Annotated in this window: 14 protein-coding genes; 8 read left to right on the forward strand and 6 right to left on the reverse strand. The window is 70.1% G+C overall.

The window, feature by feature from the left end; translation table 11 throughout:
• The first annotated feature begins 58 nt into the window (after positions 1 to 58).
• From G5C66_RS06915 to G5C66_RS06935, 5 genes are read left to right on the forward strand one after another with little or no spacing between them, the layout of a single operon-like run.
• Positions 59 to 1,132 carry a prenyltransferase/squalene oxidase repeat-containing protein gene (locus G5C66_RS06915; RefSeq protein ID WP_165110244.1) on the forward strand — a complete coding sequence of 358 codons (1,074 nt, stop codon included), beginning with the start codon at positions 59 to 61 and terminating at the stop codon, positions 1,130 to 1,132.
• Entirely contained in the window at positions 1,126 to 1,746 is a 621-nt protein-coding gene (locus G5C66_RS06920; RefSeq protein WP_165110245.1) for a hypothetical protein, read from the forward strand. The genes G5C66_RS06915 and G5C66_RS06920 overlap by 7 nt, the downstream gene beginning before the upstream one ends.
• Positions 1,743 to 2,858 (forward strand): CbiQ family ECF transporter T component, encoded by a 1,116-nt coding sequence (locus tag G5C66_RS06925; protein WP_165110246.1) that lies wholly within the window; start codon positions 1,743 to 1,745, stop codon positions 2,856 to 2,858. Before G5C66_RS06920 ends, G5C66_RS06925 begins: the two co-directional genes overlap by 4 nt.
• The gene (locus G5C66_RS06930) at positions 2,855 to 4,444 is read left to right on the forward strand and encodes an ABC transporter ATP-binding protein (protein ID WP_165110247.1); all 1,590 of its coding nucleotides are present in this window, start codon (positions 2,855 to 2,857) and stop codon (positions 4,442 to 4,444) included. The genes G5C66_RS06925 and G5C66_RS06930 overlap by 4 nt, the downstream gene beginning before the upstream one ends.
• Entirely contained in the window at positions 4,441 to 5,235 is a 795-nt protein-coding gene (locus tag G5C66_RS06935) for an ECF transporter S component (RefSeq protein ID WP_165110248.1), read from the forward strand. Before G5C66_RS06930 ends, G5C66_RS06935 begins: the two co-directional genes overlap by 4 nt.
• 209 nt (positions 5,236 to 5,444) lie before the next feature.
• Here the strand turns inward: G5C66_RS06935 and G5C66_RS06940 are convergent, their stop codons facing one another.
• The 5 genes from G5C66_RS06940 to G5C66_RS06960 all read right to left on the reverse strand — a co-directional run bounded on the left by G5C66_RS06940 (position 5,445) and on the right by G5C66_RS06960 (position 11,100).
• Complete coding sequence (locus G5C66_RS06940) at positions 5,445 to 6,368, reverse strand: alpha/beta fold hydrolase (protein WP_165110249.1); 924 nt, start codon at positions 6,366 to 6,368, stop codon at positions 5,445 to 5,447.
• Positions 6,365 to 6,622: a hypothetical protein gene (locus G5C66_RS06945; protein ID WP_165110250.1), complete on the reverse strand. Its 258-nt coding sequence runs from the start codon at positions 6,620 to 6,622 to the stop codon at positions 6,365 to 6,367. Before G5C66_RS06945 ends, G5C66_RS06940 begins: the two co-directional genes overlap by 4 nt.
• 151 nt (positions 6,623 to 6,773) lie before the next feature.
• Positions 6,774 to 7,655 (reverse strand): EamA family transporter, encoded by an 882-nt coding sequence (locus G5C66_RS06950; protein ID WP_338144092.1) that lies wholly within the window; start codon positions 7,653 to 7,655, stop codon positions 6,774 to 6,776.
• A gap of 32 nt (positions 7,656 to 7,687) precedes the next feature.
• Complete coding sequence (locus tag G5C66_RS06955) at positions 7,688 to 10,333, reverse strand: glycosyl hydrolase family 65 domain-containing protein (RefSeq protein ID WP_165110252.1); 2,646 nt, start codon at positions 10,331 to 10,333, stop codon at positions 7,688 to 7,690.
• Entirely contained in the window at positions 10,330 to 11,100 is a 771-nt protein-coding gene (locus G5C66_RS06960) for an HAD family hydrolase (RefSeq protein ID WP_165110253.1), read from the reverse strand. Before G5C66_RS06960 ends, G5C66_RS06955 begins: the two co-directional genes overlap by 4 nt.
• Positions 11,101 to 11,238: 138 nt before the next feature.
• On the opposite strand from G5C66_RS06960, the gene G5C66_RS06965 reads away from it, so the two are divergent.
• Positions 11,239 to 12,306: a WD40/YVTN/BNR-like repeat-containing protein gene (locus tag G5C66_RS06965; RefSeq protein WP_165110254.1), complete on the forward strand. Its 1,068-nt coding sequence runs from the start codon at positions 11,239 to 11,241 to the stop codon at positions 12,304 to 12,306.
• A gap of 84 nt (positions 12,307 to 12,390) precedes the next feature.
• Here G5C66_RS06965 and G5C66_RS06970 read toward each other — a convergent pair whose 3' ends face one another.
• Positions 12,391 to 12,648, reverse strand: coding sequence for a type II toxin-antitoxin system Phd/YefM family antitoxin (locus G5C66_RS06970; protein ID WP_165110255.1), 258 nt, complete (start codon positions 12,646 to 12,648; stop codon positions 12,391 to 12,393).
• Between the two features lie 276 nt (positions 12,649 to 12,924).
• Between G5C66_RS06970 and ilvD the strand changes: the two genes are divergently transcribed.
• Both ilvD and G5C66_RS06980 read left to right on the forward strand, forming a co-directional pair.
• Positions 12,925 to 14,772 (forward strand): dihydroxy-acid dehydratase, encoded by a 1,848-nt coding sequence (gene ilvD / locus G5C66_RS06975; RefSeq protein ID WP_165110256.1) that lies wholly within the window; start codon positions 12,925 to 12,927, stop codon positions 14,770 to 14,772.
• 6 nt (positions 14,773 to 14,778) lie between these two features.
• Positions 14,779 to 15,342 (forward strand): pyridoxamine 5'-phosphate oxidase family protein, encoded by a 564-nt coding sequence (locus tag G5C66_RS06980; RefSeq protein ID WP_165110257.1) that lies wholly within the window; start codon positions 14,779 to 14,781, stop codon positions 15,340 to 15,342.
• Position 15,343: the final 1 nt, after the last annotated feature.

Genomic DNA, 15,343 nt, shown 5'->3' on the forward strand with positions numbered 1-15,343 from the left:
GTCGTGGAAAGCAGCGGGTCGGCCCAGGGCCTTCCCGACGAGCAGCGTGGAAGGAACCATGAAGAAGACCGTCCTCGGTGGCATCGCCGCCGCCCTCGCCCTCACTTCGCTCGCCGGCTGCGGCGAGAAGGCCGTCGAGGAGGGGGAGAAGCCCACCTACGACGCCAAGGTGTCCACCTCGGTGGCCGACTGGCTCGTCGCCCAGGCGCCGAAGGGCGTGGCCCACAACGCGCAGTACGGCACCGACGACTTCGGGCTCAGCGCCGACATCGGGATCGCCCTGGCCGAGGTCGGCGGCTACGACGAGGAGATCGCCACGATCGCCGCCGCCGTGATGAAGAACAAGAAGGCCTACACCTCGCCCGGGTTCGGCACCGCAATCTCGGCGGGGGCGACCGCGAAGGCGCTCGTCCTGCAGCAGAACGTCGACGCCTCCGACCCCGGTCTGCTGAAGCAGCTCGAGGACACCGTCGCCGACAACGGCCGCATCGCCGACCAGCTCGACCCGAAGAACAAGAAGGCGGCCGACTACTCCAACACCATCGGACAGTCGTACGCCGTGTGGGCGCTGAGCAACGCCGAGAGCAAGGAGGCCGCGGGCGCGGCGGAGTTCCTGGCCGGGCAGCAGTGCGAGGAGGGCTGGTTCCGAGTCACCTTCACCGCTGACCCCGCGGCCGCCGACCAGACCTGCGACGGCGACCCGAAGGCGACCCCGGACGCCGACGCCACCGCGTTCGCGCTGATCGCGCTGTCCTCGGTCTCCTCCCCGGAGGCGGAGAAGGCGGTCAAGGCCGGCGTCGAGTGGCTGAAGGAGACCCAGGCCGAGGACGGCTCGTTCAAGGCGGCCACCGGCAACGTCGCCAACTCCAACACCACCGGCCTGGCCGGCTGGGCGTTCGGGCGCGCCGGGGAGACCGACGCCGCCGAGAAGGCGGCGTCCTGGGTCGCCGAGCACGTCGTGACCTGCGGCGACGACGCCGGTGCGGTGGCCTACGACGACGCCGCGTTGACCGAGGGCAACACCAAGGGGCTGACCAAGGAGTCCGAGGGGATGTACCGCCTCGCGGCCGCTCAGGCGCTGCCGTCGCTGGTCTTCCTGCCCAAGGACGCGACCGCGAAGAGCTCGTGCTGATCCTTCGGGCGCTGCTGGTGGCCCCGGCGATCCTCGCCGGGGTCATCGCGCTCGTCGTCACCCCGGCCTCCGCGTCGTCCGCCGCGGTGGCATGCGACGGCGTGACCGTCGTCGTCGAGCCCAACGCGCTGGGCGGCGCCCCCGAGGTCGCCTGCGTCCAGCCCGAGGAGGGCGACACCGGCGCCGACCTGTTCGAGAAGGCGGGCCACCCGCTCACCTACGTGACCTCGATGCCCAGCGTGGTCTGCCGCGTCGATGGCCGGCCGAAGGAGGCCGGCTGTGCCCAGATGCCGCCCGCCGATGCGTACTGGTCGCTGTGGATCACCGACGAATCCGGGGCATGGAGCTATGCCTCCAGAAATGTTACCGAAATCAGCGTGACCTCCGGGCAGGGTGTTGCGTTCACGTGGATAGACGACGATGTCGTTACCGCTCCGGCGACGGTGCTTGGGGATGCTGTGGGGGCGCCCTCCAGCCCGTCGCCGGAGTTGTCTCCGGACGACTCGGCTTCTCGACCGTCGTCCGAGCCCGAGCCGCTGCCCGTCTGGGTCGCTCCGGTTGCCATCCTCGCCCTCTTCTCCGCCGCCGGTGCGGTGTGGTGGCGTCGGCGATGAGCACCTTGGTCCGTGAGGCAGCCGTCGCGCGCCTTCCCCGTGACCTGCACCCTGTCGCCTGGTGGGTGTGGGCGATCGGGCTGGCTGCGTACGCCTCCTTCACCACCAACCCGCTGCTGCTCCTGCTCCTGGTGGGGGTGGCGGCGGTCGTGGTCGCCGCCCGGCGGGGTGAGCAACCGTGGGCGAGGGCGTTCCGGCTGTACGTCGGGCTCGCGCTGTTCATCGTCGCGACCCGGGTGCTCTTCCGGGTGCTCCTGGGCGCCGTGCCGGGGCACGTGCTCGTCGACCTGCCCGAGATCCCGCTGCCCGAGTGGGTGCTCGGGATCCGGCTGCTCGGGCCGCTCACCCGCGAGGCCCTGCTGGCCGGCCTCTACGACGGGATGCGGCTCGGCGTGATCGTCATCTGCGTCGGGGCGGCCAACGCGCTGGCCAACCCGAAGCGGCTGCTGCGGTCGCTCCCGCCCGCGCTCTACGAGATCGGGACCGCGGTCGTGGTCGCCGTGACCGTGCTGCCCCAGCTCGCCGAGTCGGTCCAGCGGGTGCGCGCGGCGCAGCGACTCCGAGCCGGTGCGACCGGGAGGGTCAAGCGGCTGCGCCGCTTCCTGGTCCCGGTGCTCGAGGACGCGCTGGAGCGTTCGATGGCGCTCGCGGCCGGCATGGACACGCGTGGCTACGGACGTACGGCCGGGGTTCCGGTCGCCACCCGGCGGGTCACCTCGGCGCTCATGCTGGTCTCGCTCGTCGGGCTCTGCGCCGGCGTGTACGCGGTGCTCGACGGGACCACCCCCGGCTGGCTGGCGGCCAGCATGCTGGTGCTCGGCGTCGGAGCCGCGGCCGTCGGGCTCAGGCTGGCCGGCCGCCGGGTGACCCGGACCGTCTACCGGCCCGACCGGTGGCGCTGGCCGGAGGTGGTGGTGGCGCTGAGCGGTGTGCTGGTCGCGGCCGCGGGCTGGTGGGTCGCCCGCGACCAGGTCCCGGTGGCGTTTCCCGGTGTCAGCGCCGCTCCCGAGGTCACCCTGACCGCCCTGGCGGGCGTGCTCGTCGGGCTGGTCCCGGCCGTCGCCGCGCCCGTTCCTTCATCATCGCTCGTCCCGGAGGAGGCAGTCGCATGATCGAGCTGCGAGGGATCACGTTCACCCCGCCTGACTCCTCCGAGCACGTGCTCAAGGACGTCGACCTCACCGTCGAGGAGGGCGAGCTGCTGCTCGTCTCCGGCCCGACCGGCTCCGGCAAGTCGACGCTGCTCGGCGTCCTCGCCGGCCTGGTGCCGCGCTTCTCCGGCGGGGTTCTGGAAGGCGACCTGATGCTGGACGGCGCCTCGATCGTCCGTACGCCGCCGCGCGAGCGTGCCGGGATCATCGGTTACGTCGGCCAGGACCCGGTGGCCGGCTTCGTCACAGACACGGTCGAGGAGGAGCTGGCCTACGGCATGGAGCAGCTCGGGCTCCCGCCGGCGACCATGCGGCGCCGGGTCGAGGAGACCCTCGACCTGCTCGGCATCGCCGAGCTGCGGCAGCGGTCGCTGCGTACGCTCTCGGGCGGGCAGCAGCAGCGCGTCGCGATCGGCTCGGTCCTCACCACCCACCCGCGGGTCGTGGTGCTCGACGAGCCCACCTCCGCCCTCGACCCGACCGCCGCCGAGGACGTGCTCGCCACCATCACCCGGCTCGTCCACGACCTCGGCACCTCCGTCGTCCTCGCCGAGCACCGCCTCGAGCGCGTCGTCCCCTTCGCCGACCGGATCGCCCTTCTCGTCGGCGACGGCTCCGTCGCCGTCGGCGACCCCGGCGACGTCCTCGAGGACTCGCCCGTCGTACCGCCCCTCGTCGAGCTCGGGCGTGAGCTCGGCTGGTCGCCGCTGCCGTTGACGGTGCGGGATGCGAGGCGGAAGGCGCGGGCGTTGGGATACCCGGTTAACCGGGTATCCCTGAACCTCTCTGGCAATGCAACGCCAGAGAGGTGCAGGAAAAGCCTGAGAAGTTCCGGCCTCACCGTCACCCGAGGACGTACACCGGTCCTGCACGACGTCTCGATCGACCTGCCCGCGGGGCGGGTGACAGCGCTGATGGGGCGCAACGGCTCGGGCAAGTCGACGCTGCTGTGGACGCTGCAGGGGACCCAGAAGCGGCTGGCCGGGTCGGTGGACGTCGGCGGCAAGGATCCGGCGATCCTCGACCCCGAGGAGCGCCGCACCCTCGTCGGGCTGCTGCCGCAGACCGCGGCGGACCTGCTCTACCTGGAGACGGTGGCCGAGGAGTGCGACGCGGGCGGACCGCGGACGCGCGAGATCCTCGACAGCCTCGTCCCGGGCATCCCCGACGACCAGCACCCGCGCGACCTCTCCGAGGGGCAGCGCCTCGCCCTGGCACTGGCGCTGATCCTGAGCGCCGACCCGCCGATCGTGCTCCTCGACGAGCCCACCCGCGGCCTCGACTACGCGGCGAAGCACGCGCTCGCTGCGATCCTCCGCGACCTCACCGACGCGGGCAAGGCGGTCCTGGTGGCGACCCACGACGTCGAGTTCGTCGCCGAGGCCGCCGACGACGTGGTGGTGCTCGCCGACGGCGAGGTGGTCTCCGCGGGCGACGTACGCAGCGTCACCGCCGAGTCGCCGGCCTTCGCGCCCCAGGTGAGCAAGGTCTTCGGGCCGGGCTGGCTGAGCGTGCGCGAGGTCGTCGAGGCGGTGGGCGAGGGATGATCAGGTTCTCGCCCCGCACCGCTCTTCTGCTCGCGATCATCTCCGTGGCCGGGCTGATGATGTTCGCCTGGCCGCTGCTGCTCCACGGCTACGAGCGGGTGCAGCCGCCGTTCATCTTCCTCGCGCTGCTGCCGCTGATGCTGGTGGTGCTGCTGAGCGAGCTCGCCGCGGGCGGCATCGACACCCGGATGATCGCGCTCCTCGGCGTGCTCAGCGCGATCGAGGCCGTCCTGCGCGCGGTCTCCGCCGGCACCGGCGGGGTGGAGCTGGTCTTCTTCATGCTCATCCTCGGCGGCCGGGTCTTCGGCCCTGCCTTCGGGTTCGTGCTCGGCTGCACCAGCCTGTTCGTCGCGGCGCTGGTCACCGCCGGCGTCGGGCCGTGGCTGCCCTACCAGATGCTCGGCGCCGCCTGGGTCGCCATGGGCGCCGGGCTCCTGCCACGCGCCACCGGGCGCACAGAGATCGCCTTGCTCGCTGCGTACGGAATCTTCGCCTCGTACGTCTACGGGCTCCTGCTCAACCTGCAGGGCTGGCCGCTGCTCACCGGGGTCACCGTGCCCGGGGCGAGCGGCAACCTCTCCTACGAGCCCGGTGCCGCGTTCGGCGAGAACCTGGCGACGTTCCTGCGCTACACCCTGGTCACCTCGACCAGCAGCTGGGACACCATGCGCGCGATCACCACCGCGATCGCGGTCGCCCTCCTCGGGCCGGCAGTCCTCGCCACCCTCCGCCGAGCCGCTCGCCGAGCCATGATCACCCCCGCCGAGCCGTCACTCCGGTCGGCCGAGTAGTCGCTCCTGTCGGCCGAGATCTGGCCGGCGCCGCACGTGTAACACGTCGTTCGTAGGACTATCCGGTCGTTCCGAAAGGGCGAGTAGTTCCACGAACGACGTGTTACAGCCCGCTGCAGCCGCACCCGCCGACGCCTCGGCCGACGCACGTGACGTCTCGGCCGACGCGCATGACGTCTCGGCCGACCGGAGTGACGTCTCGGCGCCGGTCAGGCGCGCTGGTGCTCGGAGACCCGGGCAAGGAATCCGAGCAGCAGCTGATGGACGCGGTCGGGCTGCTCCATCTGTACGAAGTGGGTGCCGTCGAGCTCGACGAAGGTGCCGTTCTTGAGGTCGGAGGCGACCCGCGACATGTGGCGCGCCCCGGCGATGAGGTCGCGGGTGCCCGCGACCAGCACGACCGGCACCTTGATGCGGCGCGGGGAGACCGAGCGGCGCTGGGAGGTGCGCAGCGCGAGGTGGAAGTACCACTCGACCGGGGTGGTCAGGAACTCGGCCAGCGCGGCCGCGGCGAGCTCGGGGTCGGGGACCTTCCCGATCAGCCCGGCCTTCGAGAACATCTCGATCGCCCGCGGCCCGAGCTCGAGGCGGGTCGCCACGGGGGTGATGAGGGAGCCGGTGCGGCGCAGCACCTTCGCGGCGGTGCGGGTCACGAGCGCGGCGGCCGGGGCGGGCAGCGGCAGCGGCCCGAGCATCGACTTGAAGGTGTCGCCGGGCACCCCGGCGACCCCGAAGATGCCGGAGACCCGCTCGGGGTGGTCCGCGGCCAGCTCAAAGGCGGTGTTGACGCCGATCGACCAGCCCATCACGACCGGCCGCGAGAGCGCGAAGGCGTCCATCACCGACAACGCGTCCTCGGCGAAGTGTCGCGAGGTGGTCTGCTCCAGGTCCTTGGGTCGCGCCGAGCCGGAGGTGCCGCGGTGCTGCCAGGAGACGACGCGTACGCCGCACGAGGTGTGCAGCAGCGCCGGCCAGTTCCACGGGCCGGTGCCGAGACCGTTGCACAGCAGCACGGTCGGCCCGTCGATCACGCCCTCAGGGTCGTTGGTCCAGGCGCGGATCAGGGTGCCGTCGTCGGAGAGCACGTCACGGAACGCGACCGTCGACTCGGCCATCGCCCGCGGAACACTCATGCAGACATTCTCTCCGATGCGAGCAGCTGGAGGTAGTGCTGGACGTCTTCACGCTCGGCACGCCGGAGCAGGAGCGCCTCCTCGGCGGCCTTCGCGTTGTGGCGGGCGACGAGCTGGGAGGCGACCGGCCAGGCGAGCAGCAGCTGGATCGGTCGCAGGAACGGGCCCACCATCCGCCCCGCGGTGCGAGCGGCGAAGAGGGCGGCGACCTGGGCGACGGCAGTGGTGTGTGCGGGGGCGATGACGGTCGACAACGGAGCAACTCCAGAGACAGGCGGGGGACCGGATGGAGGAAGTGCGGGGGAGTTGTCACCAAACTGTAGTGACCCGAACATTCGGAGTCAGTGACGATCCGATGTCGCTTGTGTGAAACGCCCCACTACGTCGTGCGACGAGGCGCGTACGTCACGCCGGGGTCGACTCCGCCGGCACGTGATGATCGGGCTTGCCAGTGCGCGTCGCCCCTGCTGAGGCGACCACGACACAGGCGATGGCCAGCCACTGCAGGACCGAGAGACCCTCGTGCAGGACCAGGATCGCGGCCAGCGCACCGGCAGCCGGCTCCAGCGACATCAGGATCGCGTAGAGCCCCGGCTTGATCGAACGCAGGGCAACAAGATCGAGCGAGTAGGGGATCACCGACGACATCAGGCCCACCATCAGCCCCACCAGCCACACGTGTGGAGACCCCAGCCCGTCGGCGTACGCCATCGCCGCAGGGGTCAGCGCCGCCGCCGCGACGGTGGAGGCCAGCGCGAGCCCGTCAAGCCCCTCCCAGCGGGCGCCGGTCGCCTTCGACAGCACGATGTACGCTGCCCAGCAGGCCCCCGCGAGCAACGCGAACAGCACGCCCACGAGCGAGATCCGGCCGGGCTCGAGACCGAGCAGGATCACTCCGGCCGCCGCCAGTGCGACCCAGACCAGGTCGCGGGCACGCCGCGAGGTGACCAGGGCGATCGTGAGCGGGCCGATGAACTCGATCGTGACCGCGATCCCGATCGGGAGCCGGGCGAAGGCCTGGTAGATCGCCCAGTTCATCAGCCCGAGCGAGGCTCCGAACGCGACCACGACCAGCCAGTCGCGCCGCGACAGCCCCCGGACCCGAGGCCGGGTGATCGCCAGCAGGATCAGCGCGGACATCGATAGCCGCAGCCACACCATGGCCGTCGGCGTGACCTCGTCGAAGAGCGACTTCGCGAAGGTCGCGCCGACCTGCACCGACGCGATCCCGATCAGGACCAGGACGACCGGGTGGGCAAGCCTCGCCCGGAAAGAGGAAGCATGCACCACCCGGTCAGTCTAGGCCAGGTAAAGACCGGCTACTCGGCCGAGTCCGTCTGCGAGATGTTGGACAGGTTGGCGGCCTTGTTGGCCTCCTCCGCGAGCCGCTCGGAGCCGCGCGGAGGGTCGTGCGGCACCATCGGGTGCTCCACGTGGTCCAGCTCGTAGATCTCCGGCGGGATCGGCGTCGGGACGGTGGCGGTGATCTTCGACCCGTCCGGCCGTACGCCGCCGTGCGGCTCCTCGTCCAGGTGAGTGCCGATCCGCGGCCCCTGGTCGGCGAGAGGCACGATGACCGGCGAGCCCTTCGACACCACGAACTCCTCTCCGCGGACGCTGATCGGGATGTCGAACTCCTCGCCCGGGGTGTCGACGACCGTGAAGACGATCTGGTCACGGGTGACCGCGACCTGCATCCGGGTCGAGTGCCACTGCACCCGGAAGATCAGCGAGCCCCACGAGTCCGGGAGACGCGGGTCGAAGGAGAGCCTGCCGTCGTAGTCGCGCATCCCGCCGAAGCCGAAGGCGAGCCCGCCCCACACGCCGCCGGTCGAGGCGATGTGCATCCCGTCGACGGTGTTGCCGTGCATGTTGTGCAGATCGACGTAGAGCGCGTCGTAGAAGTAGCGCAGCGCGTCGTCGTGGTAGCCGACCTCGGCCGCCATGATCGACTGCACGACCGCCGACAGCGTCGAGTCTCCGGTGGTGATCGGGTCGTAGTACTCGAAGTCGGCGCGCTTCTCCTCGGCGGTGAACCGGTTGCCCTGCTGGAAGAGGGCGAGCACGACGTCGGTCTGCTTGAGCACCTGGAACCGGTAGATCACCAGCGGGTGGTAGTGCAGCAGCAGCGGACGTACCTCGTCGGGGGTGTTGGGCAGGTCCCACACCTCGCGGTCGAGGAAGTTGTCGTCCTGCGGGTGGATCCCCAGACCCTCGTCGTAGGGGATGTGCATGGCCGCGGCGCAGCGACCCCACTCCACGACCTCGTCGGGGGAGAGGTCGAGCCGGCCGATGACCTGCGCGTACTCGCGCGGGTACTCCGTCCGGAGCATCTCGATCGTCTCGACGGCCTTCTCCAGGTTGTAGCGGGCCATCACGTTGGTGAACAGGTTGTTGTTGACCACCGTGGTGTACTCGTCCGGCCCGGTCACGCCGTGGATGTGGAACGACGGCTCGCCGTTGTGGCGCCAGAAGCCGAGGTCGGCCCACATCCGCGCGGTCTCGACCAGGATGTCGACGCCCTCACGGATCAGGTAACCGGTGTCGCCGGTCGCGTAGACGTACTTCATCAGCGCGAAGGCGATGTCGGCGTCGATGTGAACCTGCGCGGTGCCGGCCGCGTAGTAGGCCGAGGCCTCCTGGCCGTTGATGGTGCGCCATGCGAACAGCGCGCCCTTCGCCGCCATCTCCAGCGCCCGCTGCCGGGCCGCCGGGAGCATCACCGAGCGGGCGTGCATGACGTTGCGGGCGACCTCGGGCTGGGTGTAGCAGAGGAACGGGACGACGTAGCACTCCGTGTCCCAGAAATAGTGTCCCTCGTAGCCGGAGCCGGTGACGCCCTTCGCGGGCACGCCGAGCCCGTCGGTGCGGGCGGTCGCCTGCGCCAGGGAGAACAGGTTGAACCGGATCGCCTGCTGGGCTGCCGCGATGTCCTCGTCGTCCTCGGCCGCCGCGGCGGTGATCTCGACGTCGGCTGCCGACCAGAACTCGTCGTACCAGTTGCGCTGGTCGCGCTCGAAGTGACCGATGCCCAGCCGGATCGCCCGGTCGAGCGTACGTCCGCAGCGGTCCGCCAGCTCGCGCACCGGCACCCCGCGGGAGGTGTGGTACGCCACCGTCTTCTGCATCCGCAGCGTGCTGCCCTCGGTGGCGTCGACCCGGAAGACGGTCTTGGCCAGGTCGTCCTCGGCGCGGACCACGGTCTCGACCGGGTCCGGGGTGTCGATCTGGTGGGCGGCGCTGACGGCGATCGTCATCCCGGAGTTGGCGCACCGGTAGCCGAGGGTCATCTGGTCCTCGTCGGCGACCGACATCTGCGGGATGAGGACACGGGTGTCGAACGCGGAGGCCTTGCGCGGGTCCATGCCCTCGCCGAGCGCCGCCGCCGGCACGTGGTACTCGTCCTTGCCGTCCTGCCGGTTGAGCAGCTGGGACGAGATCACGATCGGCGCCGTGCCGCTCAGCATCGTGATCTCCAGGGTCTGGATCGAGAGGTGACGCTGGGTCATCGACACCATCCGGGTCGACTTGATCGCGACCCGCTTGCCCGACGGCGTACGCCACACCAGGTGTCGCCGCAGCACACCCTCGCGGAAGTCGAGCACCCGCTCGTACTCCTCCAGGTCGGAGGTGCCGAAGGTCAGCGGCTCGTCGTCGACGTAGATCTTCATGATCTTGGCGTCGGGGGCGTTGACGATCGTCTGGCCGGTCTTCGCGAAGCCGTAGGCGTTCTCGGCGTGACGGATCGGCCAGGTCTCGTGGAACCCGTTGATGAAGGTGCCGTGCGCATAGGTCGGGCGCCCCTCCTCAGGGGTGCCGCGCATGCCGAGATAGCCGTTGGCGACGCTGAAGATCGTCTCGGTCAGGCCGAGATCGTCGGGGGAGTAGCTGGTCTCCACCAGCCGCCACGGGTCGATGGGGTAACGGGCCCGGTCCAAGGGGTTCGGGCCGACGTTGGTCTTCACTGCTGTGCTCCTCGAGCAGGTGGTTCAGGACTGTGTCCGTCAGGGATGAGTTCAGCAAGGTCCGATACGACGAGGCTGGCGCCGGCGGCCGTGAGGGTGTCGTGGCCCGCACCACGATCCACCCCGACGACGAGCGCGAATTCTCCTGCCTTGCCGGCGCGCACCCCGGAGACCGCGTCCTCGAGAACGACGGCCTCGTCCGGGGTGGCTCCGAGGACCTTACCGGCGTAGACGAAGGTGTCCGGCGCCGGCTTGCCGGGTAGGCCCTGCTCATCTGCGACGGCTCCCGACACGACGGTCTCGAAGCGGTCCAGCAGCCCCGCCGCCTTCAGCACGGTCGGAGCGTTGACCGACGACGACACCACGCCGAGCCGGACATCGAGCGTAGCGAGGTAGTCCAAGAACCTCACCGAGCCGGGGTAGGCCTCCACGCCGTCCCGCTCGAGCACCAGGTTGAAGGCGTTGTTCTTCCGGTTGCCGAGACCGCAGACGGTCTCCAGCTCCGGCGCATCGTCCGGGGTGCCCTCGGGAAGCCGGATGCCCCGGGAGGCGAGGAAGTCACGCACGCCGTCGTAGCGCGGCTTGCCGTCGACGTACGCGAAGTAGTCCTGGTCGGTGTAGGCCGGCGCCCCCGGTGTCTTCTCCTGGAGATAGGCGTTGAACATCTCCTCCCACGCGCGCATGTGCACGACCGCGGTCGGCGTGATCACGCCGTCGAGGTCGAAGAGGATCGCGGTGAACTGCTCCCAGGAAACAGGTCTGGTCATGACTTCAGGCTAGGGGCTGGGCCGCCCAGGCCGAAGAATCCGCGCCCGGGGGATACCGCAGACGTGGGTCGTTTTCCGGTGCGTTCTTTCGCTGAAATCTCCTGGTCACAGACGTCGAGCGGGTGGATGCTGGAAGACATGGGTACGCAGCTGCTTGTCGGGACCCGGAAGGGTCTGTGGATAGGGCGCTCTGACGACGCCCGGCAGGACTGGGACTTCACCGGTCCGCACCATGACATGGAGGAGATCTACTCCGCCATGATCGAGCCCGGGACCGGGCGGATCCTTGCCGGATGCTCCTCGCTGTGGCTGGGTGCGCTGGTGCGCACCTCCGCCGACGGCGGCGAGACCTGGACCGAGACCTCGATGTCGTTCCCCGAGGACGTCGACGCGTCGCTCGCGCGCGTCTGGCAGCTCCAGCCGGGGCTGCCGGAGGGCACGATCTGGGCCGGCGTCGAACCCGGCGCGATCTTCCGCTCCCGCGACGGTGGCGCATCGTTCGAGCTCGTCCGCGGCCTGTGGGACCACCCCCACCGCACCGAGTGGAACGAGGGCTTCGGCGGGCAGGCCTTCCACACGATCCTGCCGCACCCCACCGACCCGGACTCGGCGACCGCGGCCATCTCCACCGGCGGCGTCTACCAGACGCGTGACGGCGGGGAGACCTGGGAGGCGCGCAACAACGGCATCATCGCCGTCTTCCTGCCCGAGGGGCAGCAGTACCCCGAGTTCGGCCAGTGCGTCCACAAGGTCGCCCGCCACGCCTCCCGCCCCGAGCGGCTCTACCTGCAGAACCACGGCGGCGTCTACCGCTCCGACGACGAGGGCGAGTCCTGGAAGTCGATCGCAGACGGGCTGCCCACCGACTTCGGCTTCGCGATGGTCGTCCACCCGCAGGAGCCGGACACGATCTTCACCTTCCCGATCGGGGCCGGCGAGTCCCGCTACCCACCGGAGGCCAAGCCGATCGTGTGGCGCTCGCGCGACGCCGGCGACCACTGGGAGCCGCTCGACAAGGGCCTGCCCGACCACTTCTACGTCGGCGTCATGCGCGACGCGATGTGCGCCGACGACCACGAGGTGGCCGGTGTCTACTTCGGCGCCCGCAACGGCTCCGTCTGGGCCTCCGCCGACGCCGGTGAGACCTGGCGCGAGATCCTCCGCGACATCCCCGACGTGATGGTGGTCCGAGCGGCCAAGGTCTGAATCAGTCCGTCACGGGGTCGTGGACCGCGAACCCGAGGAGTGCGGCGACCTTACGCATTCGGACGAGTGCCGCTCTACACCCGCTCAAAGATCGATGGCGCCGTTGACCTCATCGAGCTCGGCCGAGAGTGCGGCGGCACTGCGATCCGAGAGGTGCCTGTGCGGTCGCTTCGGGGGAGTCGCCAGTCCGGCGTTGACCAGCGCCTCCACCGGGTTGTCCAACCACTGGACCTCGGGCACGAGGCGAAGCACCGCGCGACCCCCGTTGGTTACCCGGAACGACTCGCCGTCCTCGATGACGGCTCGAGTCACCGCGGAGATCCGCTGGTTCAACTCGGTCATCGTGATCGTCTTCATGGGCTAGATCTAGCATGTAGACGCTAGATTCTGGTTCGGAAAAGTGGTCGATCTGGGCTCATCGTCAAGCGCTGAATCAGCCCAGATCGACCACTTCTGGAATCACTATGCCGGCCCTGCCTCCGGCCGCCGTACGGAGCTCCTTGACCGTTGGGGTGTGATCACCCCCTCCGCCTGGCACCGGCGTTCCGCTGACACACGATCCGTCCACCGCGTGGCGTTGTGTTAGAGGACGTACGCCAACGGGTCTAGCCTTCTGGCATGCCCACTCTTCGCTCCGCAACCTCGACCTCGGGCCGCAACATGGCGGGTGCCCGCGCGCTCTGGCGCGCGACCGGCATGACTGATGACGACTTCGGCAAGCCGATCATCGCGATCGCCAACTCGTTCACCGAGTTCGTACCCGGCCACGTCCATCTCCGTGACCTCGGCAAGATCGTCGCCGAGAAGATCCAGGAGGCCGGGGGAGTGGCCAAGGAGTTCAACACGATCGCCGTCGACGACGGCATCGCGATGGGCCACGCCGGGATGCTCTACTCACTGCCGAGCCGCGAGCTGATCGCGGACGCGGTGGAATACATGGTCGAGGCGCACCGCGCCGACGCGATCGTGTGCATCTCCAACTGCGACAAGATCACCCCCGGCATGCTGCTGGCCAGCCTGCGCCTCAACATCCCGGTCGTCTTCGTCTCCGGCGGACCGATGGAGGCCGGCAAGACGACCGCCATCGAGGGCATCGTCCACGACAAGCTCGACCTGGTCGACGCGATGGTGCTCTCGGTCAACGAGGCGGTCAGCGTCGAGCTGCTCGACACGGTCGAGCGCTCGGCCTGTCCGACCTGCGGCTCGTGCTCGGGCATGTTCACCGCCAACTCGATGAACTGCCTCACCGAGGCCATCGGCCTGAGCCTGCCCGGCAACGGGTCGACCCTGGCCACCCACGCGAAGCGCCGCGCGCTGTTCGAGCAGGCGGGACGTACGATCGTCGAGCTGTGCCGCCGCTACTACGAGGAGGGCGACGAGTCCGTCCTGCCGCGGAACATCGCCAGCCGCAGCGCCTTCGAGAACGCGGTCGCGCTCGACGTCGCCATGGGCGGCTCGACCAACACGGTGCTGCACCTGCTCGCCGCGGCCCGCGAGGCCGAGCTCGACTTCAACGTGCACGACATCGACGCGATCTCGCGGCGGGTGCCGTGCCTGAGCAAGGTCGCCCCCAACAGCCCGAAGTACCACATGGAGGACGTCCACCGCGCCGGCGGCATCCCCGCCCTGCTCGGTGAGCTGCGCCGCGGCGGCGCGCTCAACGAGGACGTCCACACCATCCACTCCGCCTCCGTCGACGAGTGGCTGGACACCTGGGACATCCGCGCCGAGAACCCCAGCCAGGAGGCGCTCGACCTGTTCCTGGCGGCGCCCGGCGGGGTGCGTACGACCGAGGCGTTCTCCACCGAGAACCTCTGGGCCAGCCTCGACACCGACGCCGCCGAGGGCTGCATCCGCGACTTCGAGCACGCCTACTCCGCCGACGGCGGTCTCGCGATCCTGTCGGGCAACATCGCGCCCGACGGCTGCGTCGTGAAGACCGCCGGCGTGCCCGAGGAGTGCCTCACCTTCACCGGCACCGCGATCGTCTTCGAGTCCCAGGACGCCGCGGTCGAGGGCATCCTCTCCAAGAAGGTCGAGGCCGGTCACGTGGTGGTGATCCGCTACGAGGGCCCGAAGGGCGGGCCGGGCATGCAGGAGATGCTCTACCCGACCTCGTTCCTCAAGGGCCGCGGCCTGGGCCAGAAGTGCGCCCTGATCACCGACGGCCGCTTCTCCGGCGGCACCAGCGGTCTCTCCATCGGCCACGTCTCCCCGGAGGCGGCCGGAGGCGGCCTGATCGCGCTCGTCGAGGACGGCGACCAGATCTCCATCGACATCCCGAACCGCTCGATCTCCCTCGACGTGGACGACATCGTCCTCGGCGAGCGTCGCGCGGCGCAGGAGAAGCGCGAGAAGCCCTACACCCCGGCCAACCGCGACCGGAAGGTCTCCGCGGCCCTGCGGGCGTACGCCTCGATGGCCACCTCGGCCTCCGACGGCGCCTACCGCAACGTGCCCGAGTAACCGGCGATGGGAAAGGTTCACGCGCGCGTCGAAGGACGCCTGCGGGAGTTCGTCGATCGTCAGGTCGTCTTCTTCGTGGCCACCGCGCCACTCTCCGGTGAGGGTCACGTCAACCTGTCGCCCCGGGGCATCCCGGGCACCTTCGGGATGATCGACGAGCTCACCTTCGCGTGGCTCGACGGCACCGGGAGCGGCAGCGAGACGATCGCGCACGTACGGGAGAACGGCCGGATCACGGTGATGTTCTGCGCCTTCGACGGGGCGCCGAACATCGTCCGCTTCCACGGTCGCGGCCGGGTCGTGACCCGCTACGACGAGGAGTACGCCGACCTGGCCGGTCGCTTCACCGACCTCCCCGGCGCCCGCGCGGTCGTCGTCGTGGACATCGAGCGGGTCTCCGACTCGTGCGGCTTCGCGGTCCCGCTGATGTCGTACGTCGGTGAGCGCGACCTGCTCGGGCCGTACTTCGAGCGCAAGGGGGTCGAGGGCTCGGCCGCCTACCGGCGTACCAAGAACCTGACCAGCCTCGACGGGCTGCCCGCCTTCGACTTCGACCCGGCACCCGAATAGC

Source organism: Nocardioides turkmenicus, from assembly GCF_011045035.1.
GTDB lineage: Bacteria > Actinomycetota > Actinomycetes > Propionibacteriales > Nocardioidaceae > Nocardioides > Nocardioides turkmenicus.